This is a genomic window from Pseudomonas sp. ICBG1301, assembly GCF_016918385.1.
Taxonomy (GTDB): domain Bacteria; phylum Pseudomonadota; class Gammaproteobacteria; order Pseudomonadales; family Pseudomonadaceae; genus Aquipseudomonas; species Aquipseudomonas palleroniana.
In genome coordinates this window covers 104,804-128,913 of the sequence record NZ_JAEKGB010000011.1, presented here as the reverse complement: position 1 = coordinate 128,913, position 24,110 = coordinate 104,804, and the positions used below count along the sequence as shown (strand labels likewise).

Annotated in this window: 25 protein-coding genes; 14 read left to right on the top strand and 11 right to left on the bottom strand. The window is 61.9% G+C overall.

Annotated features, from left to right (window positions below; all coding sequences use genetic code 11):
• The first annotated feature begins 198 nt into the window (after nucleotides 1-198).
• Nucleotides 199-699: a signal peptidase II gene (locus tag JBE38_RS23425; RefSeq protein WP_090371622.1), complete on the top strand. Its 501-nt coding sequence runs from the start codon at nucleotides 199-201 to the stop codon at nucleotides 697-699.
• Between the two features lie 318 nt (nucleotides 700-1,017).
• On the opposite strand, the gene glsB is transcribed toward JBE38_RS23425, so the two are convergent.
• On the bottom strand, nucleotides 1,018-1,926 hold the full coding sequence (gene glsB / locus JBE38_RS23420) for a glutaminase B (protein WP_090371624.1): 909 nt from the start codon (nucleotides 1,924-1,926) through the stop codon (nucleotides 1,018-1,020).
• A gap of 110 nt (nucleotides 1,927-2,036) precedes the next feature.
• The gene (locus JBE38_RS23415) at nucleotides 2,037-2,447 is read right to left on the bottom strand and encodes a hypothetical protein (RefSeq protein WP_060755298.1); all 411 of its coding nucleotides are present in this window, start codon (nucleotides 2,445-2,447) and stop codon (nucleotides 2,037-2,039) included.
• 122 nt (nucleotides 2,448-2,569) lie between these two features.
• Here JBE38_RS23415 and JBE38_RS23410 point away from each other — a divergent pair, with 122 nt between their 5' ends.
• Together JBE38_RS23410 and JBE38_RS23405 are read left to right on the top strand one after the other, a co-directional pair.
• Nucleotides 2,570-3,424, top strand: a complete 855-nt coding sequence (locus tag JBE38_RS23410; RefSeq protein WP_205345233.1) for an AraC family transcriptional regulator — start codon at nucleotides 2,570-2,572, stop codon at nucleotides 3,422-3,424.
• Nucleotides 3,425-3,598: 174 nt separating this feature from the next.
• Nucleotides 3,599-4,675: an LLM class flavin-dependent oxidoreductase gene (locus JBE38_RS23405; protein WP_198761947.1), complete on the top strand. Its 1,077-nt coding sequence runs from the start codon at nucleotides 3,599-3,601 to the stop codon at nucleotides 4,673-4,675.
• A gap of 120 nt (nucleotides 4,676-4,795) precedes the next feature.
• On the opposite strand, the gene JBE38_RS23400 is transcribed toward JBE38_RS23405, so the two are convergent.
• Entirely contained in the window at nucleotides 4,796-5,590 is a 795-nt protein-coding gene (locus JBE38_RS23400; RefSeq protein WP_104993415.1) for a class II aldolase/adducin family protein, read from the bottom strand.
• A 105-nt stretch (nucleotides 5,591-5,695) separates the two neighbouring features.
• Nucleotides 5,696-6,601, bottom strand: coding sequence for a LysR family transcriptional regulator (locus JBE38_RS23395; protein ID WP_205345232.1), 906 nt, complete (start codon nucleotides 6,599-6,601; stop codon nucleotides 5,696-5,698).
• A 217-nt stretch (nucleotides 6,602-6,818) separates the two neighbouring features.
• Between JBE38_RS23395 and JBE38_RS23390 the strand changes: the two genes are divergently transcribed.
• Together JBE38_RS23390 and JBE38_RS23385 are read left to right on the top strand one after the other, a co-directional pair.
• Complete coding sequence (locus JBE38_RS23390) at nucleotides 6,819-7,430, top strand: cysteine dioxygenase family protein (protein ID WP_205345231.1); 612 nt, start codon at nucleotides 6,819-6,821, stop codon at nucleotides 7,428-7,430.
• On the top strand, nucleotides 7,427-9,010 hold the full coding sequence (locus tag JBE38_RS23385) for a rhodanese-related sulfurtransferase (RefSeq protein ID WP_205345230.1): 1,584 nt from the start codon (nucleotides 7,427-7,429) through the stop codon (nucleotides 9,008-9,010). The genes JBE38_RS23390 and JBE38_RS23385 overlap by 4 nt, the downstream gene beginning before the upstream one ends.
• Before the next feature lie 7 nt (nucleotides 9,011-9,017).
• On the opposite strand, the gene JBE38_RS23380 is transcribed toward JBE38_RS23385, so the two are convergent.
• A complete protein-coding gene (locus tag JBE38_RS23380) occupies nucleotides 9,018-9,401 on the bottom strand; it encodes a c-type cytochrome (RefSeq protein ID WP_126851393.1) in 384 nt (127 codons plus the stop codon).
• Nucleotides 9,402-9,683: 282 nt separating this feature from the next.
• Here JBE38_RS23380 and JBE38_RS23375 point away from each other — a divergent pair, with 282 nt between their 5' ends.
• From JBE38_RS23375 to JBE38_RS23360, 4 genes are all read left to right on the top strand, one after another.
• Nucleotides 9,684-10,658 carry an ABC transporter substrate-binding protein gene (locus tag JBE38_RS23375; RefSeq protein WP_205345229.1) on the top strand — a complete coding sequence of 325 codons (975 nt, stop codon included), beginning with the start codon at nucleotides 9,684-9,686 and terminating at the stop codon, nucleotides 10,656-10,658.
• 14 nt (nucleotides 10,659-10,672) lie between these two features.
• Nucleotides 10,673-12,007, top strand: coding sequence for an LLM class flavin-dependent oxidoreductase (locus tag JBE38_RS23370; RefSeq protein ID WP_205345228.1), 1,335 nt, complete (start codon nucleotides 10,673-10,675; stop codon nucleotides 12,005-12,007).
• Nucleotides 12,008-12,261: 254 nt separating this feature from the next.
• Entirely contained in the window at nucleotides 12,262-13,431 is a 1,170-nt protein-coding gene (locus JBE38_RS23365; RefSeq protein WP_205345227.1) for an acyl-CoA dehydrogenase family protein, read from the top strand.
• Complete coding sequence (locus tag JBE38_RS23360) at nucleotides 13,428-14,369, top strand: D-isomer specific 2-hydroxyacid dehydrogenase family protein (RefSeq protein WP_205345226.1); 942 nt, start codon at nucleotides 13,428-13,430, stop codon at nucleotides 14,367-14,369. The genes JBE38_RS23365 and JBE38_RS23360 overlap by 4 nt, the downstream gene beginning before the upstream one ends.
• On the opposite strand, the gene JBE38_RS23355 is transcribed toward JBE38_RS23360, so the two are convergent.
• The 4 genes from JBE38_RS23355 to JBE38_RS23340 all read right to left on the bottom strand — a co-directional run bounded on the left by JBE38_RS23355 (nucleotide 14,366) and on the right by JBE38_RS23340 (nucleotide 18,494).
• Nucleotides 14,366-15,253 (bottom strand): LysR family transcriptional regulator, encoded by an 888-nt coding sequence (locus JBE38_RS23355; protein ID WP_060755309.1) that lies wholly within the window; start codon nucleotides 15,251-15,253, stop codon nucleotides 14,366-14,368. The genes JBE38_RS23360 and JBE38_RS23355 overlap by 4 nt on opposite strands.
• 168 nt (nucleotides 15,254-15,421) lie before the next feature.
• The gene (ycaC, locus tag JBE38_RS23350; RefSeq protein WP_060755310.1) at nucleotides 15,422-16,039 is read right to left on the bottom strand and encodes an isochorismate family cysteine hydrolase YcaC; all 618 of its coding nucleotides are present in this window, start codon (nucleotides 16,037-16,039) and stop codon (nucleotides 15,422-15,424) included.
• A gap of 29 nt (nucleotides 16,040-16,068) precedes the next feature.
• The gene (locus JBE38_RS23345) at nucleotides 16,069-17,907 is read right to left on the bottom strand and encodes an amidohydrolase (protein WP_198761957.1); all 1,839 of its coding nucleotides are present in this window, start codon (nucleotides 17,905-17,907) and stop codon (nucleotides 16,069-16,071) included.
• On the bottom strand, nucleotides 17,904-18,494 hold the full coding sequence (locus JBE38_RS23340; RefSeq protein ID WP_060755312.1) for an antibiotic biosynthesis monooxygenase: 591 nt from the start codon (nucleotides 18,492-18,494) through the stop codon (nucleotides 17,904-17,906). The genes JBE38_RS23345 and JBE38_RS23340 overlap by 4 nt, the downstream gene beginning before the upstream one ends.
• Nucleotides 18,495-18,664: 170 nt before the next feature.
• On the opposite strand from JBE38_RS23340, the gene JBE38_RS23335 reads away from it, so the two are divergent.
• From JBE38_RS23335 to JBE38_RS23325, 3 genes are all read left to right on the top strand, one after another.
• Nucleotides 18,665-19,096 (top strand): helix-turn-helix domain-containing protein, encoded by a 432-nt coding sequence (locus JBE38_RS23335; protein ID WP_090371644.1) that lies wholly within the window; start codon nucleotides 18,665-18,667, stop codon nucleotides 19,094-19,096.
• An 82-nt stretch (nucleotides 19,097-19,178) separates the two neighbouring features.
• The gene (locus tag JBE38_RS23330) at nucleotides 19,179-19,901 is read left to right on the top strand and encodes a pirin family protein (protein ID WP_205345225.1); all 723 of its coding nucleotides are present in this window, start codon (nucleotides 19,179-19,181) and stop codon (nucleotides 19,899-19,901) included.
• A gap of 145 nt (nucleotides 19,902-20,046) precedes the next feature.
• Entirely contained in the window at nucleotides 20,047-20,472 is a 426-nt protein-coding gene (locus JBE38_RS23325) for a hypothetical protein (RefSeq protein ID WP_090371648.1), read from the top strand.
• A 61-nt stretch (nucleotides 20,473-20,533) separates the two neighbouring features.
• On the opposite strand, the gene JBE38_RS23320 is transcribed toward JBE38_RS23325, so the two are convergent.
• A complete protein-coding gene (locus JBE38_RS23320) occupies nucleotides 20,534-21,532 on the bottom strand; it encodes a quinone oxidoreductase family protein (RefSeq protein ID WP_205345224.1) in 999 nt (332 codons plus the stop codon).
• Between the two features lie 101 nt (nucleotides 21,533-21,633).
• On the opposite strand from JBE38_RS23320, the gene JBE38_RS23315 reads away from it, so the two are divergent.
• Nucleotides 21,634-22,497 carry a LysR family transcriptional regulator gene (locus tag JBE38_RS23315; protein ID WP_205345223.1) on the top strand — a complete coding sequence of 288 codons (864 nt, stop codon included), beginning with the start codon at nucleotides 21,634-21,636 and terminating at the stop codon, nucleotides 22,495-22,497.
• A gap of 1 nt (nucleotide 22,498) precedes the next feature.
• Here JBE38_RS23315 and JBE38_RS23310 read toward each other — a convergent pair whose 3' ends face one another.
• On the bottom strand, nucleotides 22,499-23,458 hold the full coding sequence (locus tag JBE38_RS23310; RefSeq protein WP_205345222.1) for a GlxA family transcriptional regulator: 960 nt from the start codon (nucleotides 23,456-23,458) through the stop codon (nucleotides 22,499-22,501).
• 106 nt (nucleotides 23,459-23,564) lie between these two features.
• Between JBE38_RS23310 and JBE38_RS23305 the strand changes: the two genes are divergently transcribed.
• Nucleotides 23,565-24,107: an acyl-CoA thioesterase gene (locus JBE38_RS23305; protein WP_090371656.1), complete on the top strand. Its 543-nt coding sequence runs from the start codon at nucleotides 23,565-23,567 to the stop codon at nucleotides 24,105-24,107.
• Nucleotides 24,108-24,110: the final 3 nt, after the last annotated feature.

The following is a 24,110-nucleotide window of genomic DNA, read 5'->3' as shown; positions in this document are numbered from 1 at the left end:
GCCTGGGACGCTCCGCGTCCCGTCGGTTAGTACGAGGTTCGAATCACGCGCAATGGTGACGCAGAGCGTCACGGGATGCGTTCCCACGCAGAGCGTGGGGACGATCTCACTCACCTAGCGGCGTGAGCGTAGACGGCACCAGGCGCCTGAGCTATCTTCGGGCGCCCTCCCGACAGACCCGGAACAGGAAGTTACCGCTTGAGCACATCGTCCCTACTGCGAGGCCGCACCTTCGCCCTCCTCGCCGGCATCACCTTTATTGCCGTGGACCAGTTGGTGAAACTGTTGGCTTTGGTTTCACTACAAGCCAACAGTTTCAAAATCGGCTCCACCCCGTTCAACCTTGCGTTGGAGCTGAGCCTGAATCCCGGCGCATTCCTGAGCCTGGGCGCGGCCCTCCCCCCTCAGGTCAAACAACTGGTTTTTATCGTGGGGGTTGCCGTCGTGGTGGCCTGGGCGATGGGGTGGTCGCTGTCCAACTGGAGCCAACCCCTGCGTAAAGTCTTGCCGCTTTATGCCATTGCCCTCGGTGGTATCGCCAACTTGATCGACCGTGTCTTTCGCGACGGTCATGTCGTTGACTACCTGGTGTTGAACGTGGGGCCGACGCATACCGGGGTGTTCAATATCGCAGATATTGCGATTACCGCCGGGGCGCTGTTCTTGATGGTGGATCTGTTTGTAAAACGTAAGGCCTGAGGTAACAGCTCGTTCCCACGCTCTGCGTGGGAATGCCGCCTGGGACGCTCCGCGTCCCGTCGGTTAGTACGAGGTTGAATCACGCGCAGTGGTGACGCAGAGCGTCACGGGATGCGTTCCCACGCGGAGCGTGGGGACGATCTTGGCCGACAGGCGCCTTACGCGGTTACGCATGATCGTTCCCACGCTCCGCGTGCGAATGCCGCCTGGGACGCTCCGCGTCCCGTCGGTTAGTACGAGGTTCGAATCACGCGCAATGGTGACGCGGAGCGTCACGGGATGCGTTCCCACGCGGAGCGTGGGGACGAGCTCTACGACTCAAAACACCGACCACCCAATCCGCTCACTCAACAACTCCAGCGCCTTCATCCCCGCCAGCGAATTCCCCGCTGCATTCAACTCCGGCGACCATACGCACACCGTAAACTGCCCCGGCACGACGGCGACGATCCCGCCACCCACCCCGCTCTTGCCCGGCAAACCCACGCGATAAGCAAAGTTACCCGCCTCGTCATACAGCCCGCTGGTGGCCATGATCGAGTTGACCTGCTTGGTCTGGCGTGCGGTCAGGATCTGCTCGCCGCTGTGGGCACTGGTACCTTCGTTAGCCAGGAAGCTGAATGCCTTGGCCAAATCCAGGCAGCTCATCTGCAGCGCGCAATAGTTGAAGTAACTGTGCAGTACGGCGTCCACGTCGTTGTGGAAGTTGCCGAAGGATTTCATCAGGTAGGCCATGGCCGCGTTGCGGGCGCCGTGTTGGGCTTCGGAGTCGGCGACGATGCTGTTGACCAGGATCTGCGGGTTGCCCGACAGGCGTCGTACAAAGTCTCGCATCGACAGAATCGGCACGGCAAACCGCGATTGGTTGATGTCGCAAATCACCAGCGCACCCGCATTGATAAAGGGGTTGCGTGGGCGGCCGCGTTCGAATTCCAGCTGTACCAGCGAGTTGAACGGTTGCCCGGAAGGCTCATGGCCCAGGCGTTCCCAGATGGTTTCACCGCCGTGATCGATGGCTTGGACCAGGCTGAAGACCTTGGAAATGCTCTGCACCGAGAACAGGGTGTGGGCATCACCGGCGCAGTAGGCCGAGCCGTCGTTGCCGTATACCGCAATGCCGAGTTGGTTGGCGGGCACGTCGGCCAACGCGGGGATGTAGTCGGCGACTTTGCCGAGGCCGATCAGGGGGCGTACTTCGTCGAGAATCGACTCCAGCAGCGCCTGCATGTCTTGTCCTGTCATCTTTCTTGGAATCGGTGATAAGCGGGGCGCGGAGAATACCTGAAATGCCTGTGGCAAGGGAGCTACCCCCACGCCACAGGCCAGCCGGCACGCCCTCAAAAATGCGCCACATCCGACACCTCTTCATCCAGCACATCCCGCGCCAGCGCCCAGGCCCGGTCCCTGGATTCCACCACCAGCAACGGGTAACCCCAAGCCTTGCCGAATGTCACGGTAAACGGCTTGAGCGCCAGGCGCTTGGCCGCGCTGGGTTCCACCTGGATCATGCCTCTGACGAACGCCTGCAGCGCCGGCTTGTTCTTCTTCATCCAGAGGGACGCAAGCTTGCGCTCTTCGTGGGAGTGCTCATAGTTGTTCTCGTCCACGGCCTTTTCGTGCAGCAGCAGGAACGGTTGCCGGCGAGCGAGCAGGCCTTCGAAAACCAGGAAGGCATCCTCCGGCCCGCCATCGTTGGGGGCATCGAAAACGATTTTGACGATGGGAAATGTTGAACTGTCGAGTCGCATGGCATTGCTCCTTAAAACTCACCTTAATGAGAGTGACTCTCATCATAGAGCGCCAAGTACTGGACGGCATTGCACAGAATAGCCAAACTATTTCGCAATTCAGCCAATGTGCCAAGCCCGCCATGAGACACCACCGCCTTGATATGCACGACCCTTCGATGTCCAGGGACGCCGACATTTTCCCTCGCGCCGTGGTGGGGGTGGGCGCCAGCAGCACCTCGGCCACCTGGGAACATCAGCAGCATGCCCACCGCAAAGGCCAGTTGATGTACACCTTGCGCGGGGTCATCCACTGCGAGATCGAAGCCGGTATCTGGATCGTGCCGCCGCAGTGCGCCCTGTGGATTCCCGGCGGCACCTTTCACGCGGCACGCGGGTCGGGTGAAGCACAGATTTATTGCTTGTTGATCGACCCGGACGCCGCCCACGCCTTGCCTGAACAGTGCTGCACCCTGGCGGTGTCGCGGCTGTTGCACGAGTTGATCAGCAAGGCGGTGAGTTTCCCGCCGCTGTACGACGTCGACGGTGCCCAGGGGCGCCTGATCAATACGTTGCTCGACGAACTGGCCGAAGCGCCCATCGAAGACCTGCACTTACCCATGCCCCAGGACCTGAGGCTGCGCCGCCTGGCCGACAGCCTGCTGGCTGATCCCGCTGACAAATCCAGCCTCGGCCAATGGGCCGTCCGCATCGGCATGAGTGAGCGCAGCATGACGCGCTTGTTGCTGGAGGAACTGGGTTTGAGTTTTGGTCGCTGGCGCCGCCAGTTACACGTGATTTTGTCCCTGCAACGCCTGGCCAAGGGCGACAGCGTGCAAACGGTGGCGCTGGACCTGGGTTATGAAAACGCCAGTGGCTTTATCACCATGTTCCGCAAGGCCGTGGGCCAACCGCCGGCGCGTTACCTGGCCGACCGCATGGGGGCCGGCGGCAATGTCGAGCAGCCGAGCATTGCGCTGGCGGATGCGCCTGCCTGACACCGATAAAATGCAAATTACTGATAAACACAATACAGAGTAATTCTACTCTTTAATAATTAGGTTAGAACCAATCGGCATTTTACAAGGCGCGCTCCCCGCCCTACTTTTGACCCGGATAACCGACCCCTTGCCCGGTGGAGGTGTTGAACCCCAACCCAACAAGGAGTGACCATGAGCATCGAATTCATCGGCTATATCGGCGGCCATCACGCCTCCGAAATCCACCCGCGCAGCGGCCCGGTGCTGCAACCCGAGTATGTCGAAACCGTGGCCCGCGCCCACGAGGAGGCGGGTTTCGACCGCGCCCTGGTGGCCTTCCATTCCAACAGCCCGGACAGCACGCTGATTGCCTCCCATGCCGCCAGCGTCACTCGAAAGCTGCAGTTCCTCATCGCCCATCGCCCGGGCTTTGCCCAACCCACACTGGCCGCTCGCCAGTTCGCCACCCTGGATGTATTCAACGGCGGACGCACCGCCGTGCATATCATCACCGGCGGCGACGACCGCGAACTGCGTGCCGACGGCAGCCATATCGGCAAGGACGAGCGCTACGCGCGCACCGACGAATACCTGAGTGTGGTGCGCCAGGAATGGACGAGCGAAACCCCCTTCGATTTCGCCGGCACCTACTATCAGGTCGAAGGCGCACACTCCTCGGTGAAATCGCCGCAGCAGCCGCATATTCCGTTGTACTTTGGCGGCTCCTCTGCGGCGGCGATCGCGGTGGCGGGCAAACATGCCGACGTGTATGCGCTCTGGGGTGAAACCTACGAGCAGGTGCGCGAAACCGTGGCCCAGGTGCGTGCGGAAGCGGCCAGGCACGGGCGTACGATTCGCTTCAGTCTGTCGCTGCGGCCGATCCTCGCCGAAACCGAAGAGGCCGCCTGGGCACGTGCCGAAAGCATCTTGCAGCAGGCCACGGCACTGGCCGAGCAGACTGGCTTTGTACGCCGCGAACCCCCGAATGAAGGCTCCCGTCGGTTGCTGGCGGCGGCGGCACAAGGGGCACGACTGGACAAGCGCTTGTGGACCGGGATCGCCGGCTTGCTGGGTGCGCAGGGCAACTCGACAGCGTTGGTGGGCACGCCTGAACAGGTCGCCGAAGCCTTGCTGGATTACTACGATCTGGGCATTACCACGTTCCTGATCCGTGGGTTTGATCCGCTCAATGATGCGATTGACTACGGCAAGCGCTTGATCCCCCTCACCCGTCAGTTGGTCGCGCAACGAACGCAGCAAGTCGCGTAATACATAAAGCCCGGAGGGGCTGGCTCCCGATGGTGGTGTATCAGTCAGCCGATGTATGACTGATACACCACCATCGGGAGCAAGCCCCCTCCCACATTTTGTTATCACTTAGCTCAAAGATCAGTTCTTGTAGTCGGTATCGCTGCGCTCCAACTGCCGGATCAACGCATTCCAATGCCGCGCAACGCCCGGGCCTTCACCGTTGCTGAACACCTTGGCCTGTTCCTCCACCTTGGCCACCACCTCTGCGGGCGGAAATATCAGTTCTTCATTCCCCGCCGCCTGCGCCGCGATCTGGATATTGCACGCACGCTCCAAGCTTTGCAGTTGCTGGAACGCATGCTCGACACTCACGCCAGCCGTCAGCAGCCCGTGATTACGCAAGATCATCACACTCTTGTCGCCCAGGTCCGCCACCAGCCGCTCGCGCTCGTCCAGGTCCAACGCCACGCCTTCATACCCGTGGTACGCCACGCGCCCGGAGAACGCGATGGAATGCTGGGAAATCGGCAGCAAGCCATTCTTTTGCGCCGACACCGCAATGCCGTCGCGGGTGTGAGTGTGCAGCACCGCCTGCAAATCCGGCCGCGCGCCGTGGATCGCGCTATGGATCACGTAGCCGGCGTAGTTGATGCCCAGCCCTGTCGGGTCGTCGACAAGAGTGCCGTCGAGGTCGACCTTGACCAGGTTGGACGCGCTGATTTCATCGAACAGCAAACCGAAGGCATTGATCAGGAAATGCTCATCCGGCCCCGGCACGCGGGCGGAGAAATGCGTGTAGATGTGGTCGGTCCACTTGTACAGCGCCGCCAGGCGATAGGCCGCGGCCAACTTGACGCGTACCTCCCACTCTTCTGGAGTCACGCGTTGACGAACCGTGTTGGACACGCTGGAGATAGAGGTAACGCTGCTCATGGCAAACTTCCTGGATGGCCTTAAGGACGTCCAGGCAGCCTAGGGGATGCCGAAAAATAATAAAAAGCACATTTTAATCTAAGCTAATTATTATTTTTTTTCATATCATGCCGCCGCTCGGATCTTCTGCAGCGAGGCCGCCACCCACTTGCCGAACGCATCCACCGGCCCCTGCAGGTTGCCCAGGAAGTGCGGATAGATCAGCCACAGATCCATCACCGGCTTGAAATCCTTGAGTGGCATCACCGCCAATTGCTCGCGGTGAGCGCTGCGCTCCAACAAGGGGCGCGGCACCAGGCCCAAGCCCAAGCCATCCGCCACCAGGCCCAGTTGCAGCTCGGTGCCGAAGGTTTCCAGGTTCACCCGCAACGCCAGGCCCTGGTCGGACAAGGTGCGCTGCAAACCGGCGCGAAAACCACAGCCATCAGGGTTGAGAATCCAGCCGCTCTGGTACACATCCGCCAACTTGCCCGGCTTTTTCGGCAATTGGGCCTTGGCGCACACCACCACCAACTCCATCTTGCCGATGGACTCGCCGACGATGTTGTCAGGGAAGATCTTGCCAGCCGGAAACAACGCGGCCGCGGCATCCAGTTCGCCGCGCTCGATCTTGCCGACCAACTGGCTACCCCAGCCGGTGGCGACTTGGGCCCGCAGGTCGGGGTAGTCGCTGCGCAACTGCTTGAGCGCGTCCAGCAACACCACGTCGCCGAGGGTCTGCGGCACGCCCAGGCGCAACACGCCGCTGGGCGGTGCGTCGGTGGCCACCAATTCGCGCAGGGCATCCATCTCGCGCAGGATCAACCGGCATTGTTCATAAACCCGGGTGCCGATCAGCGTAGGCTTGAGTGGCTTGGTGTTGCGGTCGAACAGCTCCACGCCCAGCGCCTGCTCAAAGTTCTGCACGCGGCGGGTGATGGCCGGCTGGGTCAGTTGCAACGACTCGGCGGCGTGGCTGATGGACTGGCAACGAATCACTTCGACAAAGGCATCGATATCGTCAATTTTCATTTGGGTCGCACATAGAGAAGCGTCATTAAGATGTGTGGGAAGCATAGTTGCAGGCGCGTTGCCTGGATAGCCCAGGCTGTAATCAATAACGTCTAACGCTATTCGGACCAGTTCTAAATTACCTTCAGCTATAAGCTAATCATTAATAAATAGCATATTAAGCGTAGATATTATGCTTATATAAAACCATCACCAGCGACCACAGGATGGAGTTGTCATGACCCAGGCCAAGCACCCCGAAAGACTCAGAGCCTTCATAGGCGCCCTGGCGGAATTGATCGACGGCCACCCTCGCGAAGGCGACTTGCTGCACCGGGGTGGCAAGCTTCTGGCATCCCTGGTCAGCCATGATGACTGGCTCCCTGATGACTTCGCGCAACCCGACCCCGAGCGCTATCAGCAGTTTTTGCTGCATGCCGATTCGCGCCAGCGCTTCAGCATCGTCAGCTTTGTATGGGGGCCGGGGCAAAGCACGCCGATTCATGACCATCGGGTGTGGGGGCTGATCGGTATGTTGCGCGGCGCTGAGTATTCCCAGGGGTTCGAACGCGCCGCCGATGGCAGCCTGAAGCCCGCAGGCAAGCCGCTTCAATTGGTGCCAGGCCAGGTCGAGGCGGTGTCGCCCAAGGTCGGCGATATTCATCAGGTCAGCAACGCCTACCGCGACCAGGTGTCGATCAGCATTCACGTGTACGGCGCCAACATCGGTGCCGTGCGCCGCGCGGTGTACCAGCCCGACGGCAGCGAGAAACTGTTTATCTCCGGTTACTCCAACGCCTTCCTCCCGAACATCTGGGATTTGTCCAAAGAAAAGAGCCCTGCCCTATGAGCACCGTATCGACTGCAAGCTTCGCCCGGATTCGCCAGGCGCTGTTGGACCGTGAAGAAGTCGCCCTGATCGACGTGCGTGAAGAAGCGCCGTTTGCCCAAGCCCACCCGTTGTTCGCCGCGAATATCCCGTTGTCCAAACTGGAGCTGGAGGTGTATTCGCGTATTCCACGGCGCGATACCCCGGTCACCGTCTACGACAATGGCGAAGGCCTGGCCGCCCGCGCCGCCGAGCGCCTGGTTGCGCTGGGCTACACCCAGGTCAGCCTGCTCGACGGCGGCCTCGACGGTTGGCGCCGAGCCGGTGGCGAGTTGTTTATCGACGTGAACGTGCCCAGCAAAGCCTTTGGCGAACTGGTGGAAAGCGAACGCCATACGCCGTCCCTGGCCGCCGAAGACGTGCAGGCCCTGCTCGACAGCCAGGCCGATATAGTGGTGCTCGACGCACGCCGCTTCGATGAATACCAGACCATGAGCATTCCCACCGGTATCAGCGTACCGGGTGCCGAACTGGTACTGCGCGCCCGCGAGTTGGCCCCCGATCCCGCCACGCGCATCATCGTCAACTGTGCCGGGCGCACCCGCAGCATTATCGGCACCCAGTCGCTGATCAATGCCGGCGTGGCCAACCCGGTCTCGGCCCTGCGTAATGGCACCATCGGCTGGACCCTGGCCGGGCAGAAGCTTGCCCATGGCCAGTCACGCCGCTTTGCGCCGACCAGCGAAGAGCATCGCCAGGCAGCAGCCCAGGCGGCACGCCGCGTCGCCGACAAGGCTCGCGTCGGCCGCGCCACCTTGGCAGACCTGCACCGCTGGCAGCAGCAACCCGCGCGCACCACTTACCTGTTCGATGTACGTACCCCGGAAGAATTCGAAGCCGGCCATCTACCGGGCGCACGCTCCACGCCGGGTGGCCAGTTGGTGCAGGAAACCGACCATGTCGCCAGCGTCCGCGGGGCGCGTTTGGTACTGGTGGATGACGATGGCGTGCGCGCCAATATGTCTGCATCCTGGCTCGCTCAAATGGGCTGGGAGGTGCATGTGCTGGATGATGTGCAAGCGTCCGATCTCAGCGAACAAGGTGCGTGGGTCGCCCCCGTACCTGCGCCGCCCCAGGCCGAATTGATCAGCCCTCACACCCTCGCCGACTGGTTGGACCAGGGCGATACCGTGGTACTGGATTTCACCGCCAGCGCCAACTACGTCAAACGCCACATTCCGAGGGCCTGGTGGGTGCTGCGCGCACAATTGCCCCAGGCCCTGGCCAAGGTCCCCAGTGCCCAACGCTACGTATTGACCTGCGGCAGCAGCCAATTGGCGCGCCTGGCAGTGGCTGAAGTCGAGGCCATCACCGGCAAGCAAGTGTTCCTGCTGCAAGACGGCACCGCTGGCTGGATCAATGCGCAACTGCCGCTGGAAGAAGGCGAAACCCACCTGGCCTCACCGCGTATCGACCGCTATCGCCGACCGTATGAGGGCACCGACAACCCCAAGGAAGCCATGCAGGCGTATCTGGATTGGGAGTTCGGCCTGGTGGCGCAATTGGCGCGTGACGGCACCCATGGGTTCTATGTGATCTGAGCCCCCCTCACTGGGCTTTCGAAATCACATCCGTCATGTACTGATTCAAGTCGCGAAAGTCCTTAACCCCCCAAGCGAACGGCGCAATCTTGACGCCGTTCTCTCGCAAAGTCCTGGGAATCAGGTCGCCATTGGGGCGAAGGATGACCGACGCGACGATAACGCCCGGGTAATCACTGAGGCGCTTCTTGAAAGCGCGGGTGGTGAGATCGGGCGTGGGCGGCGTGCTTTTATTGGCCAGCGGCCCCGTTCCCTTGATATCGGCGCCATGGCACATGGCGCACCTCTGGAAATAGAGGTTTTTGCCATTGGCATTCTCCGCGCAGGCGAGTGATGTTTGCGCCAGCGCTAAAAGCCCCAGCGAAACGATGAATAGCGTGTTCAACGGCATGGATATCCTTGTTGTGCGAGTCCCTGGAAAGCTGCGGATTCTGCTTCGGGGCATCCTCGCATGCAAGGCTCACCTCCCTCCATCACACCCCACGCGCGCCGACAATAAATGCACATTAAGAATATTTACAAACTCAAATAATCACTTTTTTTAATAATTAACATATAACCAAAAAGAACTTCACAGCAGGTTTTTATGGGAATAACGTTAACTCCTCACCGACCCCTTCTCCAGGCGGAGGTAGCCGAACCCTTATTCTGATCTGCCTGGAGCCTGTATCCCATGGTCTTGACCCTCGTCTTTAAACGCCTGCTGCTGGGCACCGCCTTGACCCTGGGGCTGGCTGGCATAGTCGCCGCCGCCGACCTGCAACCCCTGCGTGTTGCCAACCAGAAATCCACGATCAAGGCGCTACTGGAAGCCTCCGGTGAAACGCGCAATGTGCCCTACGCCATCCAATGGTCGGAGTTCCCCTCCGCCTCGCCTTTGGGTGAAGCGCTGAATGCCGGTGCCGTGGATGTGGGTGCGCTCGGCGATGCGCCGTATGTGTTCGCCCTGGGGGCCGGTGCGTCGCTCAAGGTGGTCAGCATCATCCACGCCGAAGGGCGTAACACCACCGCCCTGCTGGTGCCCAAAGACTCGCCGATCAAGACGGTGGCCGACCTCAAGGGCAAGAAGATCGTCACCGGGCGCGGCTCCATCGGCCATTACCTGGCGATCAAGGCCCTGGCCGGTGCCGGCCTGACCACCCAGGATGTGCAGTTCATTTTCCTGCTGCCCAGTGAGTCCCGCCTGGTGCTGGATAACGGTACGGTCGACGCCTGGGCCACCTGGGATCCCTACACCACCGTGGTCACCTCGCAAAGCCAGGCCCGCGTATTGGTCAGCGGCAATCAGTTGCTGAGCAATCACCTGTACTTCGCGGCGACCAGCCAGGCGATCGCCGACAAGCGTGTGCAGTTGGACGACTTTGTCGCTCGCGTCGACCGCGCCTATGCCTGGGCCAACGCACACCCTGATGAATACGCCGCCGCCCAGGCCAAAATCACCGGCCTGCCGTTGGCCGTGCATGTGGAAGTGGCCAAAGACACGCACCTGAGCCCGGTCGCCATCGACGATTCGGTGATCAGTGGCCTGCAAGCCACGGCCGATACCTATCAGAAAGAGGGCCTGCTCCCCCGACGCATCGACGTATCCCAGGGGTTCGACAGGAGCTTCAACGCCACCCGCTTCCCCACTTCCCAAGCCTCGCGCTGAGCCAGGAGCCGCACATGAGCAAGCCACGTCAATTCAAGCCACGCCATTTGAAACTGGGCGCCATGGTCCATGGTGTCGGCCACGGCTGGGGCGAATGGCGCCACCCGCAGGCGCAACCCAATGCCAGTACGAATTTCGGCTTCTACCAGCAGCAGACCGCGCTGGCCGAACGTGCCAAGTTCGACTTTGTATTTATCGCCGACAGCCTGCACATTCATGCCAAATCCAGCCCGCATTACCTCAACCGTTTCGAGCCGCTGACCCTCCTCTCGGCACTGGCGGCACAGACCACCCATATCGGTTTGGTGGCGACGGTGACCGTCAGCTACACCGAGCCCTTCCAGGTGGCGCGCCAGTTTGCCTCCCTGGACCATATCAGCGGCGGCCGTGCCGGCTGGAACGTCGTCACCTCGTGGCTCAGCGGCACCGCCGACAACTTCGGCAAAGCCGAGCATCCGCCGCATGCCGTGCGCTACCGCATCGCCAAGGAACACCTCAACGTGGTCAAGGGTCTGTGGGACTCCTGGGAAGATGACGCCTTTGTCTATGACAAGCAGAGCGGCGAGTTTTTCACCCCAGGCAAGCTGCATGCGCTGAACCATAAAGGCGAGTTTTTCTCGGTCAAAGGCCCGCTGAACATCGCCCGCTCGAACCAGGGCCAGCCGGTGATTTTCCAGGCGGGCACCTCGGAAGACGGGCGTAACTTCGCCGCACAGCATGCCGATGCGATTTTTGTACATGTGGAGAGCCTCGAGGATGGCCTGGCCTATACCCAGGATCTGAAGCGGCGCGCCGAAAGCTTTGGCCGCGATGCCGACAGCCTGGCGATTCTGCCGGGCATCCGCCCGATCATCGGGCGCGATGCCGCCGAGGTGGAAAGCCGTTATCAGCAGGCTGTTGATCTGGTCAGCGTGGAAGACGCCATCGTCGCCCTCGGCCGCCCGTTCAACGACCACGATTTCAGCCAATACCCGCTGGACGCCGCCTTCCCGGAGCTCGGTGACCTGGGCTCCAACAGCCAGAAAGGCGGCTCCGACCGCATCAAGCAATGGGCCAGGGACGAGGGCCTGACCCTGCGCGAAGTGGCGCTGCGCTTCTCGCGGCCCAAGCGTGATTTCGTCGGCACCCCGGAGCAAGTTGCCGATGCGATCCAGACCTGGTTCGAGACCGGTGCCAGCGACGGTTTCATCATCAATTCGCTCCTGCCGGACGGCTTGCAATCCTTCACCGAATGGGTGGTGCCGGTGCTGCAACAGCGCGGGTTGTTCCGCACCGAGTACAGCGGCCATACGTTGCGCGACAACCTGGGCCTGCAAGTACCAACCAACCGCTACACCGAAGCCTCGTAGTGAGCGGGCTTGCCCTAATGCCAGTCAGTTAAGCGATAAAGCGGGCGATGAATAAATTGTGGGAGGGGCGGTGCGACGATTCGACTTGCTCCCGATAGGCCGCGCAGCGGCCTCAAAAATGGGCCTGCTACGCAGTCCATCGGGAGCAAGTCGAATCGTCGTACCGCCCCTCCCACAGTGACCGCGTTAATCCTTAACTGACTGGCATTAGGGCTTGCCCGCTCACTACAACCATTTCAAGCGAGTACAGACTCATGACTCAAGCGTCCTTGCGTTCCGTGGAAGTGGCCCATTTCGATGCCCTGCTCGAGCGTCTCAGCGCCGAGCTGGCCAGCACTGCGCATCGGTTTGATGAAAGCGGCGCCTTCCCCCACGCCAACTTCAAGCTGTTGCACGAGCACGGCCTGGTCGCCCTCACCGTGCCCAAATCCCTGGGTGGTGGCGGCGCCAGCCTGCCCCAGGCGCGCAAGGCCATCAGTGCGATAGCCAAGGGCGAGCCCTCCACCGCATTGATTCTGGTGATGCAATACCTGCAACACACACGCCTGCAAGACAGCAAAACCTGGCCCCCGCACCTCCGTGTCCAAGTAGCAGAAGAGGCGGTGCGCAACGGCGCGCTGATCAATGCGTTGCGTGTAGAACCCGACCTGGGCACCCCGGCCCGTGGCGGTTTGCCGGCAACTACCGCAGTGCGCACCGCTGAAGGTTGGCGCATCAGCGGGCGCAAGATTTACTCCACCGGCAGCCATGGCCTGAGCTGGTTCAGCGTGTGGGCGCGCAGTGACGATACCGACCCGTTGGTGGGCGCCTGGCTGGTGCCAAAAAACAGCCCCGGCGTGAGCATCATCGACACCTGGGACCACCTGGGCATGCGCGCCACCTGCAGCCATGAAGTGGTGTTCGACAACGTGCTGGTGCCGTTGGACCACGCGGTCAGCGTCAGCCCCTGGAGCGCGCCGCAATCCGAGCTGGATGGCGAAGGGTTTCGGTGGATGGCGGTGTTGTTGTCGTCGGTGTACGACGCCGTGGCCCAGGCCGCACGGGATTGGCTGGTTACCTGGCTGGAAGAACGCAAGCCATCCAACCTTGGGGCGGCGCTGGCCACCCTGCCACGGTTCCAGGAAACCGTCGGGCATATCGACACGTTGCTGTTCGCCAACCGCAGCCTGCTGGACGCTGCCGCCGAAGGGCACACCCCGGCCACTCACGCGGCGCAGTTGAAGTACCTGGTGACCCACAACGCGATCCGTGCGGTGGAGCTGGCCATCGAAGCCTCGGGCAACCCCGGCCTTTCACGTCATAGCCCGCTGCAACGGCACTATCGCGACGTGCTGTGCAGCCGCGTCCACACCCCGCAGAACGACGCCGTGCTGCAAGGCGTCGGCAAAGCCGTGTTCGCACAACGTCAGAAGGAACGCACATGAGTCAGGTGATTATCGCCAGCCAACTGGACGAAGACTTCAACGCCGTGATCCGCCAGCGCCTGGTCACGCTGCTCCCGCAAGCCCAGGTCATCGGTGTACCGGTCGGCGTGCCCAGCGACCTGCCGCCCCAGGCCAATGTCCTGCTGCTGCGCCCGATCAACGTGCGTGGCTACACCGCCCCCGACACCCCGCCGCCCGGCTGGCCTTACGGCGTTCAGTGGGTACACCTGGTGTCCTCGGGTATCGACTTTTACCCCCAGTGGCTGTTCAACGGCCCGCCGGTGACCACCTCACGCGGCAGCGCCGCCGATAACCTCGCCGAGTTCGCCCTGGCGGCGATCTTTGCTGCGGCCAAACACTTGCCGGATATCTGGGTGAAGGATGCCCAGTGGCAGTTCACCGCACTGCGCCCTCTCAAGGGCACCACGCTGGGGATCCTGGGGTTTGGTGCGATTGGCGAGCGCCTGGCGCAAAAGGCCCTGGCCCTGGGGATCAACGTCGTGGCGCTACGTCAAAGCCAGGCACCGTTCAGTTCGGGCGTGGAAACTGCCAAGGATATCCATGACCTGTTCGCCCGCGCCGATCACCTGGTGGTAGCCGCACCGCTGACCGAGGCCACGCGGCATATCATCAACCGTGAGGTCCTGGGGAGCGCCAAGCCGGGATTGCACCTGATCAACATCGCGCGGGGTGGTTTGCTGGATCAGGAGGCGCTGCTCGAAGCGCTGGATAACGGTCAGATCGGGCTGGCATCACTGGATGTGACAGAGCCGGAGCCGTTGCCGGAGGGACATCCGCTGTACAGTCATCCGCGCGTGCGCTTATCGCCGCACACCTCGGCGATTTCCACGCGCAGCCAGCATGAGATCGCCGACGCGTTCCTGGCCAATCTGGAGCGTTACCTGGCTCAGCAAGCACTCCACAACCGGGCCAATTAACAACCGCCGGCGAGGCGCTCGCGTAGAAACTCCACCAGCGCCTGCACCGGCCGCGAACTTTGCCGGTGCTGCGGGTACACCGCCGACAGGGTCAGGGGGTCGGGGGCGTACTCATCCAGCAACGTCACCAGGCGCCCGTCCTTCAAGGCATCGGCGACGATAAAGGTCGGCAGGTAGGTGACGCCCATTCCGGCGATGGCTGTGTCGCGCAGCAGCTCGCCATTATTGACGCGCATACGCCCGCTGACATTCAGCGACTGCAACTTGCCCTTGGCCTGGAAACGCCACTGCACCTGGCGGCCGTGACCATAGGGCAGGCAATCATGGCCGGCCAGGTCTTCGGGCTTTTGCGGCGTACCGCGCACGGCCAGGTAGTCGGGGCTGGCGCAGTACACACGCTGCACGCTGGCGATGCGCCGAGCGATCAGGGTGGAATCCTCCAGGGTGCCGATGCGCAACACGAGGTCATAACCCTCGCCGATCAGGTCGACGGGGCGGTCGCTCAGGTCGACTTCCACCGAGACATGCGGGTGACGTTGCAGGAACAGCGGCAGCAGGCAACCCAGGTGCGCCATGGCAAATGACAAGGGCGCACTCAGGCGAATGGTGCCGCGTGGTTCGCTGTTCTGGCCGGCGATGCCCTGCTCCACCTGCTCGACTTCACTGAGCAGGCGCAAGGCGGATTCGTAGTAACTCTGGCCCAGCGGCGTGACGTCGAGGCGGCGGGTGGAGCGGTTGAGCAGACGCACGCCGAGGCGGTCTTCGAGCTGGATCAGGCGGCGGCTGACAAATTGTTTGGACAGGCCCAATTGCTCGGCGGCGGCGGTGAAGCTGCCGGACTCCATGACCTGGCAGAACAGGCGCATGTCTTCGAAGGGGTTCATTGTCGCTTCTCGGTGGACATTTCCGGGTTTATAACACGCCCTGACTGATCATTCCCACGCGCTGCGTGGGAATGCAGCCCTTGGACGCTGCGCGTCCGCAGTGCAGGTCGTGACGCGGAGCGACACGGGAGGCATTCCCACGCGGAGCGTGGGAACGATGGGGATGGGTTACTTGGCGGTGAAGGCCGAGTAGCTGTTCATCAGGTTGCGGTAGTTGGGGATGCGTGGCGACAGCAGGTTGGCCAGGCCTTCCATGTCGTTGCGCCAGTCGCGCTGAAGCTCGCAGGCCACGGCGAACCAGTTGACCAGTTGGGCACCAGCGGCGGTCATACGTGCCCAGGCCGCTTGTTGCACGGTTTCGTTGAAGGTGCCGGAGGCATCGGTGACCACGAATACCTCAAAGCCTTCTTCCAGCGCGCACAGGGTCGGGAACGCTACGCACACGTCCGTCACCACACCGGCAATGATGATCTGCTTGCGGCCGGTCGCCTTCACTGCCTTGACGAAGTCTTCGTTGTCCCAGGCGTTGATCTGGCCAGGACGGGCGATGTACGGCGCGTCCGGGAACAGTTCTTTCAACTCTGGAACCAGCGGGCCGTTGGGGCCGCTTTCGAAGCTGGTGGTGAGGATGGTCGGCAACTTGAAGAACTTCGCCACATCGGCCAGGGCCAGTACGTTGTTCTTGAATTCGTTGGGCGAGAAATCCTGCACCAGGGAGATCAGGCCGGTCTGGTGATCGACCAACAGTACAACGGCGTCATCTTTGTTCAAACGAGGGCTAGCCATGGTTCAACTCCTTACGGGGGTTTGGGTAATCAGAATGCAAAGCACGAGCAGCCGAACGCACCCCAGAAACCCTGGAAGTCGCTGACCGGCACGCTGGAAAGGCGCGCTTTTTCGTGGCTGTGGGAATGCACGCCGCAGGGGCCGCTGCATTGGTGGACCTGGGCCTGCAACGGTGAACTCGGGCGCCAGTGGCCCGGCACCTTGACCACCGGCGACCAGTCCGGCAGCACCGGCACGCGCGGCGGTGCGTAATCTTCGAAGTCACCGGCGCCGTACACCACCTTGCCGCCGACGACGGTGAGCACCGATTCGATCCACTTGATGGCTTCTTCATCGACGCTGAAAAAGTCGGCGGACAACGCCGCGACGTCCGCCAATTGGCCGACCTTGATCTGCCCCTTCTTGCCTTGCTCGGACGAGAACCAGGCGCTGCCATGGGTGAACAGTTCCAACGCGGTCAGACGCGGCAGGCCCTCGGCATGCAGCGCCAGGCCACCGACGGTGCGGCCGCTGACCATCCAGTACAACGAGGTCCACGGGTTGTAGCTCGACACCCGCGTGGCGTCGGTGCCCGCGCCTACCGGTACGCCTTCGGCGAGCATGCGCTGTATCGGCGGCGTGGCTTCGGCGGCCTTGGCGCCGTAGCGCTCGACAAAATATTCGCCCTGGAACGCCATGCGGTCCTGGATGGCGATACCGCCACCCAAGGCACGTACACGTTCGATGTTCTGCGGCGTGATGGTTTCGGCATGGTCGAAGAACCACGGCAGGCCATTGAACGGAATATCGCGGTTGACCTTCTCGAAGACGTCGAGCATGCGCGAGATGGATTCGTTATAGGTCGCGTGCAGGCGGAACGGCCAGCGCTGCTCGACCAAGTGGCGCACCACCGGTTCCAGCTCCTGTTCCATGGTCTGCGGCAGGTCGGGACGCGGTTCGAGGAAGTCTTCGAAGTCGGCGGCCGAGAACACCAGCATCTCGCCGGCCCCGTTGTGGCGCAGGTAATCATCGCCCTGGTGCAACTTGACGCTGCCGGTCCAGTTCTTGAAGTCGCTGAGTTCTTCCTTGGGCTTCTGGGTGAACAGGTTGTAGGCGATGCGCACCGTCAACTGTTCGTCCTTGGCCAGTTGCTCGATCACCGCATAGTCATCGGGGTAATTCTGGAAACCGCCGCCCGCGTCAATGGCGCTGGTCAGGCCCAGGCGATTGAGTTCATGCATGAACTGGCGGGTGGAGTTGACCTGATATTCCAACGGCAGTTTCGGCCCCTTGGCCAGGGTCGCATACAGAATCATCGCATTGGGCCGGGCCACCAGCATCCCGGTTGGGTTGCCGTGGCTGTCGCGCACAATCTCGCCACCCGGTGGGTTGGGCGTGTCCTTGGTGTACCCGGCCACGCGCAATGCGGCACGGTTGAGCAAGGCGCGGTCGTACAGGTGCAGCACGAACACCGGCGTGTCCGGCGCGGCCTGGTTGAGTTCGTCCAGGGTCGGCATGCGCTTTTCGGCGAACTGGAATTCGTTCCAGCCACCGACCACGCGCACCCATTGCGGCGTGGGCGTACGGTCGGCCTGGTCCTTGAGCATGCGCAAGGCATCGGCCAGGGACGGCACACCTTCCCAGCGCAACTCGAGGTTGTAATTGAGCCCGCCACGAATCAAGTGCAGGTGCGAGTCGTTAAGCCCCGGAATGACTGTGCGGCCCTTGAGGTCGATGACCTGGGTGCCGCTGCCACGCAGGGCCATGGCTTCACCATCGGTGCCCACGGCGACGAAGCGCCCCTGGCTGATGGCAACGGCGGTGGCACGCGGGTTTTCACGATCCACGGTGTGGAACTGGCCATTGAACAAAATCAGATCGGCGTTCATAGGGTTTCCTTTACAGAGGCTTCAAGCCAGGGAGCGAACAGGCGGGTGGCCGCCGGCATCAGCAGGTAGACCACCAGCAGAACGATGGTCAGGGTGATCAGGAATGTGGCGACGACGTAGTTGGAGAGCAGCGGATGCAAGCGCAGCACCGGGCCCCAGATGATCGGCACCAGCAGGGTCAGCGGCAGGATCACACACAGGGTGACGACCGCCTGCTTCCAGCGCGGAGGCTTCGCGGCGGTGTCGGCCAGGGGCGAAAACCAGAACTCGTTGGCCGAGCCGACTTCGGTGCGGTCGCCGTCGGCGAGCATCGGTGCGGCCTGGTTGATCAGCTCCTGACGCTCGGGGGAGTCCAGCCAGTGCTTGAGGTCATCGGCCGAGCGATAGCGCAACACGCAGGTGAACAGCGCCAGGGCGTCCTGCTTGCTGCGCACCACATCAACGCCGAGGTGGCCCGGGCGCTCACCGGCAATGCGCACAATGCGTCGCAGCCAGGCTTCGTAATCGGCTTCAAGCCCCTTTTTCACGCGGTGTTTGACCACCAGGGTCACGACCTCATCCGGCCCGCCTTGCGCTGTTGAGTCCATCGTGTTTTTCCTCTGGGTACTTGAATATTGGCAGTAGTGTGCAATGTGCCGATCCGCAAAAATTGCACGTATGTGCTCTGCGCAAGAGATGCTTGCAGCGCTCTACACGGGGGCTGCATTCACCGGTAAGGTAGGCAGGACCCCGCGCCCATCGACCACGGAGATCGATCATGGCTCAACCCGTTGCTGTCACCGGAATGCTGTGCCCACAGCGCGAACAGAGGGTCAAACAGTTGATCCTCGCCAATCTGTCCGGGACGCTGGACGTGACGGAACTGGCCCGCGCCTGTGAACTGTCGCGCAGCCATTTCTCCCGGGCCTTCAAGCGCACTACAGGTGTAGCCCCCCAGAAATGGATCCGCCAGCAACGCGTCAAGCAAGCCAAGCGGCTGATTGCCGTCTCCGGCCTGAGCCTGACGCAAATCAGCCAGGAATGCGGGTTCTTCGACCAGGCGCACTTCTGCCACCTGTTCAGCCGTATCGAAGGGGTGAACCCGATGACCTGGCGCAAACTTCAACTGCGCTATCGCGATTACCTCAGGGCGGCTCAGCGGGCAATCGTCAACTGTAGCGGGACAGTTATTCAAAATTCAGCTTCTTAATCAACCTATCGCTAACCAGTAACCTTCTCCTCACACCGAAGCCCTGCATCGTGCAGACCGCTTCTTTTGAGGAGAACATCCCATGCTGACCCTTCGCAAAGCCTCGGAACGCGGCGCCGCCAATCACGGTTGGTTGAAGTCGTTCCACACCTTCTCATTCGCCAATTACTGGAACCCCCAGGAGCAAGGTTTTTCCGACCTGCTGGTGATCAACGATGACCGCGTCGCCGCAGGCAAGGGCTTCGGCCAGCACCCGCACCGCGACATGGAGATTTTCTCCTATGTGCTCGAAGGCGCCCTGGAACACAAGGACACCCTGGGCACCGGTTCGGTGATCCGCCCGGGTGACGTGCAACTGATGAGCGCGGGCAGTGGCGTGGCCCACAGCGAGTTCAACCACAGCCAGAACCGCGGTGTGCACTTTCTGCAGATCTGGATCGTGCCGGATGTGGTCGGCGCCAAGCCGCGCTATCAGCAAGAGCACTTCAGCGAGGCGCAGAAACGTGGGCGCTTGCAGTTGATCATCTCGCCGGATGGCGCCAAGGGTTCGCTCAACGTGCGCCAGGATGCCCGGGTCTATGCGGGCCTGTTCAACGGTGACGAAAGCGCAACCCTCGATCTGGCGCCGGACCGCTACGCGTACATCCATGTGGCACGTGGCAGCCTCGAGATCAATGGGCAGCGCCTGCAGGAAGGTGACGGCGCACGCATTCGCGATGAACGCCAGATTCGCCTGAGCCAGGGCACTGACGCCGAGGTGCTGGTGTTTGACCTGCGCCCTCAGGAACTGCCGCAGATGCCATGACCGGCCCTGCGATGGCCCGTGAGAACGGGCCATCGTTGGCATCGATAGTCACCATCAGCGCAATGAAGTTCTCTTGAAAAATCCAACGCGTAACATCAAACCCATACCCAGCAGCACCCAAACCCAATACTCGGAGCACACTCTCATGAAACGCCAAATCTTGCTTAGCCTCGCTTTCTCGGTACTCGCCGCCAATGCTTTTGCTCACCCCGTTGTCGCTGAAGGCGGCGCGGATCGCCTGATGGATAGCCGTGTAGCCGAAAGCGGTGCTGACCGCCTGCTGGAACGCCGCGTAGCTGAAGGCGGTGCTGACCGTCTGCAACAACGTGGTCTGGCCGAAGGCGGCGCGGATCGTCTGCAACAACGTGGCCTGGCTGAAGGTGGCGCGGATCGTCTGCAACAACGTGGCCTGGCCGAAGGTGGCGCTGATCGTCTGCAAGAGCGTGGCCTGGCCGAAGGTGGCGCGGATCGTCTGCAGGAACGTGGTCTGGCCGAAGGTGGCGCTGATCGTCTGCAAGAGCGTGGCCTGGCCGAAGGTGGTGCCGACCGTCTGCACAGCAACAATGCCTGACCCCGCGCTGTTGGCGGGAACCCCAAACCGGCCTGATCAGCCGGTTTTTTTTCGTCTTCGATTAATGCAGGTTGCGCTCCAGCCACAGAACCGCCTTGCCGATCTGCTGCCGTGCTTCGATGCGTTCATGCACTTGCTTGACCGTTTCCAACGTGTAATGCCCTTCGATCTCCACCGTCAGCGAGCCCTCCAGCATTGCCGCGAACACCGCGTTCGCCCGTCGTTGCACGGTAGGACCATCGGCCATATGGTCGGCCAGCCGCGGTCGTGTCAAAAACAATGAACCGGCCTCCCCCAGCTCCATCGGATCAAGATCCGTCAACGAGCCCGAAACATTGCCGTAGTTGACGATCAAGCCACGGGTACGGCATGCCCTGAAACTGTCGCGCAAGGTGGTTTTACCCAGCGAATCAAATACCACGTCCACCTCGCGCCCATCGGTGGCCTCCAGCACCCGCTCGGCAAATCCGTCATAGGTCCAGGCGTGGTGGGCCCCCCGCTCCAGGGCAATCGCACATTTTTCAGCGGTGCTACCGGTCGTGAACACGGTCGCGCCGAGTCGACGCGCCATCTGCACCAGCCATTGACCGATGCTGCCGGATGCCGCGTGGATCAGGCAGGTATCACCGGCTTTCAGACGCGCCACATCCTCGATCAGGTAATGGGCGGTGCTCCCTTGAAACATCGCTGCAGCCGCCTGATCGAAAGGGATCGCGGTGGGAATCTGTGCCACTTTGTCGACAGGCACACAGGCGTACTCGGCATAGGCTCCCCAGGCGATACACCAGGCTACGCGGTCACCCACGTGCAAATGGCTGACGTCGGCCCCCACTTCTACCACCACACCCGCGCCTTCCATGCCCAGTGTGCAAGGCAGGCGCACCGGGTAGGTCGCTGACCTGGCGTATTTGCCCTGGCGGGTATGGATATCCATGAAATTGATGCCCGCACAGGCAACCTGCACCAACACATGCCCAGCGATGACCTGGGGTTTGGGTACGTCATGGCGCAGTTGGGCCACTTCAGGGCCGCCGTAGGTGTGCAGGGTGATGGCTTTCATGGGGAACAACTCCGTTTGCAGTAGGAAGTGCCCATGGTAAAAGGACGCTATCAGACTGAAAATTCCCCATCTATTCACAACCTCCGTGCGGAAATAACCCGATGTTCGACTGGCAGGATCTGTACTTCTTCACCGTATTGGCACGCACCCAGTCGCTGTCGGCGGCCGCGCGGGAGTTGCAGGTGGAACATGCTACCGTCGGGCGCCGCGTCGACGCGCTGGAAAAAGCCCTGGGCGTCAAGCTGGTAGACCGCTTGCCGCGTAGCCGGCCGCTCACTGCGCAGGGCCTGGCGTTGGCGAAACTGGCGGCCGGCATGGACGAAATGGCCACTGACGTCATGCGCCTGTCGCGGGTCGCCTCCATCGAAATGGTCGGTACGGTACGGGTCAGTTGCCCGCCGTCCATCGCCAACCATTGCATCGCCCCCCACATCGCCCGTTTGCGTGCGCAGTATCCCCAGTTGAATCTGGTGCTGATGCCGTCTACCCAGGTCGCGGCACTGGACAAGGGCGAGGCCGATATTGCCCTGCGCACCGTGCGGCCCGACGAGAACGCGCTGGTGCGGCGCAAGGTCGGCGTGGTGCGCTTCGGGCTGTATGGCTCGCCCGAACTGCAACAATTGCCAGCGCCGCAGTGGGGCTTCGTCGCCTATGACAGTAGCCGCGATCACCTGCCCCAACAGGCGTGGATGCACCAAGTGCGCGGCCAACGGCCGGTGGTGTTTGCCGCCAGTGAGCTGATTACCCAGCAAATGGCAGCCCGCGCCCGGGTCGGCGCCGTAGTATTGCCGACCCTGGTGGGCGACCACGATCCGTTACTGGTCAGGCTGCCCACGGCCAGCGAAGGCCCGGTTCGAGATATCTGGCTCACGGTGTACCCGGATATGCGCCGCTCACCCTCGGTGAAAGTGGTGATGGAGTTTCTGGTGACGTGTATCGAAGAAGAGCCGCAATTGCGCCGTTGAATCACCGCACAACGCCGAGAAATTTCTTGCGATAGGCCGCCGGCAACATCCCCACCCGTTGCTGGAACAGGCGGCGAAACGAATTGCTGTCTTCATACCCCACCGCGTAGGTGATGCTTTCGAGGGTCATGCGCGTCGATTCGAGCATCTGCTTGGCCCGCTCCAGGCGCAGGGCCTGCACGTAGGCAATCGGCGTATGGGCGGTCGCCTCCTTGAAGCGCCGCTTGAAATTGCGCACGCCAAACCCAAAGCGCCGCGCTACCTCGTCGATCACCAGCGGCTGGGCAAAGTGCTGCTCCAACCAATGCTGTACCCGCAGAATTTCAACATCGCCATGGCTCTTGGGCAGCGACCACATGGCATATACCGATTGTTCGGTGCGTACCGTATCGATCAGCAGGTATCGGCTGCACGTGTGGGCCAGTTCCGGCGAACCGAAACGGCGAATCAGGTGCAGCATCAAATCCATTGCCGCACTGGCGCCGCCACAGGTGATCATGCGGTTTTCTTCGCACAGGATCTGCGCGTCATCCAGGCGCACCGTGGCGTAACGGCGCCGGAACAGCTCGGCAAACGCCCAATGGGTAGTGGCGCGCAGGTCGCATAGCAAGCCGGTTTCGGCCAGCAGAAAAGCGCCGGTGCACATCGAGGCCAGCACTGCGCCACGCGCATGCTGCTCACGTAGCCAGGGGCCGTAGCTTGGAAACGCCGGCAAGGCGTCTTTCAGGGTAAAGAGAAATCCCGGGATCAATACCAGGTCGGTCTGGGCCACTTGCGCCAGCGAACGGTCCACCTGCAAACGCTGCCCACCCCAGGCCGCCACAGGCTCGCCGTCGAGGGATGCAACAGTGAGCTCAAAGGGCGGCGTCTCGGCGAACAGGTTGGCGGCGCTGAGCATTTCCAGGGCCAGGGTGGCACTGGCGGCGGAGCATTGATCGGCCAGAAGCAAGGTGATGTGCATTGAGGGGCCTATTGCGCTTTTCGCATGTAATAAGTCATTTGCGCACCTACCTTAGCCGATCCGACACCTTTACAGTGCCCGCTCCGATCAATTGCCTGGCGTTTTTATGAATCTCTGGTTTCGCTTGTTCCGCATGCTGTGCCGCCGCCCCTGGCGTAACCCTGTGCATGGGCTGGACACCACCGTGGTGCGTATGCGGGTGTGGCCGCTGGACCTGGACCTCAACCGGCATGTCACCAATGGCCGGTATTTTTCCCTGGCGGACGTGGCACGCATGGATTTTGTACTGCGCACCGGCGCCTTTCGCGTGGCCCTGCGCCAAAAAGCCTTGCCGATCGTGGGCGATACCTGGGGCAAGTTCCGCCGCGAGTTGAAACTGTTCGAAGCGTTCGAGGTGCACACCCGCATGCTCGGCTGGGACCACAAGTGGAGCCTGATGGAGCACCGCTTCGTCAGCCAGGGCCGGGTGGTTGGCGTGGTGGTGATGCGCGGGCTGTTCCGCAACGCCAAGGGCACCCTGCCCCCGGCGGATTTCCTGCGTGAACTGGGCCTGGACGAGACCTCACCTGCGATGCCGCAGTGGTTAAGCGACTGGGCAGCCAGCTGTGACGCTATGAGCGTGCAATTGCGGGGGGAGGAGCAGGTTTGAGCC

Bases quoted from the DNA above. Each gene is read 5' to 3' on its own strand.
- JBE38_RS23385 (WP_205345230.1), top strand. From the start codon at position 7,427: ATGAGCACCGTATCGACTGCAAGCTTCGCCCGGATTCGCCAGGCGCTG.
- JBE38_RS23415 (WP_060755298.1), bottom strand. From the start codon at position 2,447: ATGCGACTCGACAGTTCAACATTTCCCATCGTCAAAATCGTTTTCGAT.
- JBE38_RS23310 (WP_205345222.1), bottom strand. From the start codon at position 23,458: ATGCACATCACCTTGCTTCTGGCCGATCAATGCTCCGCCGCCAGTGCC.
- JBE38_RS23355 (WP_060755309.1), bottom strand. From the start codon at position 15,253: ATGAACCCCTTCGAAGACATGCGCCTGTTCTGCCAGGTCATGGAGTCC.
- JBE38_RS23390 (WP_205345231.1), top strand. From the start codon at position 6,819: ATGACCCAGGCCAAGCACCCCGAAAGACTCAGAGCCTTCATAGGCGCC.
- JBE38_RS23395 (WP_205345232.1), bottom strand. From the start codon at position 6,601: ATGAAAATTGACGATATCGATGCCTTTGTCGAAGTGATTCGTTGCCAG.
- JBE38_RS23405 (WP_198761947.1), top strand. From the start codon at position 3,599: ATGAGCATCGAATTCATCGGCTATATCGGCGGCCATCACGCCTCCGAA.
- JBE38_RS23345 (WP_198761957.1), bottom strand. From the start codon at position 17,907: ATGAACGCCGATCTGATTTTGTTCAATGGCCAGTTCCACACCGTGGAT.
- JBE38_RS23370 (WP_205345228.1), top strand. From the start codon at position 10,673: ATGAGCAAGCCACGTCAATTCAAGCCACGCCATTTGAAACTGGGCGCC.
- JBE38_RS23360 (WP_205345226.1), top strand. From the start codon at position 13,428: ATGAGTCAGGTGATTATCGCCAGCCAACTGGACGAAGACTTCAACGCC.
- JBE38_RS23375 (WP_205345229.1), top strand. From the start codon at position 9,684: ATGGTCTTGACCCTCGTCTTTAAACGCCTGCTGCTGGGCACCGCCTTG.
- JBE38_RS23410 (WP_205345233.1), top strand. From the start codon at position 2,570: ATGAGACACCACCGCCTTGATATGCACGACCCTTCGATGTCCAGGGAC.
- glsB (WP_090371624.1), bottom strand. From the start codon at position 1,926: ATGCAGGCGCTGCTGGAGTCGATTCTCGACGAAGTACGCCCCCTGATC.
- JBE38_RS23380 (WP_126851393.1), bottom strand. From the start codon at position 9,401: ATGCCGTTGAACACGCTATTCATCGTTTCGCTGGGGCTTTTAGCGCTG.
- JBE38_RS23305 (WP_090371656.1), top strand. From the start codon at position 23,565: ATGAATCTCTGGTTTCGCTTGTTCCGCATGCTGTGCCGCCGCCCCTGG.
- JBE38_RS23325 (WP_090371648.1), top strand. From the start codon at position 20,047: ATGAAACGCCAAATCTTGCTTAGCCTCGCTTTCTCGGTACTCGCCGCC.
- JBE38_RS23330 (WP_205345225.1), top strand. From the start codon at position 19,179: ATGCTGACCCTTCGCAAAGCCTCGGAACGCGGCGCCGCCAATCACGGT.
- JBE38_RS23365 (WP_205345227.1), top strand. From the start codon at position 12,262: ATGACTCAAGCGTCCTTGCGTTCCGTGGAAGTGGCCCATTTCGATGCC.
- JBE38_RS23400 (WP_104993415.1), bottom strand. From the start codon at position 5,590: ATGAGCAGCGTTACCTCTATCTCCAGCGTGTCCAACACGGTTCGTCAA.
- JBE38_RS23315 (WP_205345223.1), top strand. From the start codon at position 21,634: ATGTTCGACTGGCAGGATCTGTACTTCTTCACCGTATTGGCACGCACC.
- ycaC (WP_060755310.1), bottom strand. From the start codon at position 16,039: ATGGCTAGCCCTCGTTTGAACAAAGATGACGCCGTTGTACTGTTGGTC.
- JBE38_RS23340 (WP_060755312.1), bottom strand. From the start codon at position 18,494: ATGGACTCAACAGCGCAAGGCGGGCCGGATGAGGTCGTGACCCTGGTG.
- JBE38_RS23320 (WP_205345224.1), bottom strand. From the start codon at position 21,532: ATGAAAGCCATCACCCTGCACACCTACGGCGGCCCTGAAGTGGCCCAA.
- JBE38_RS23335 (WP_090371644.1), top strand. From the start codon at position 18,665: ATGGCTCAACCCGTTGCTGTCACCGGAATGCTGTGCCCACAGCGCGAA.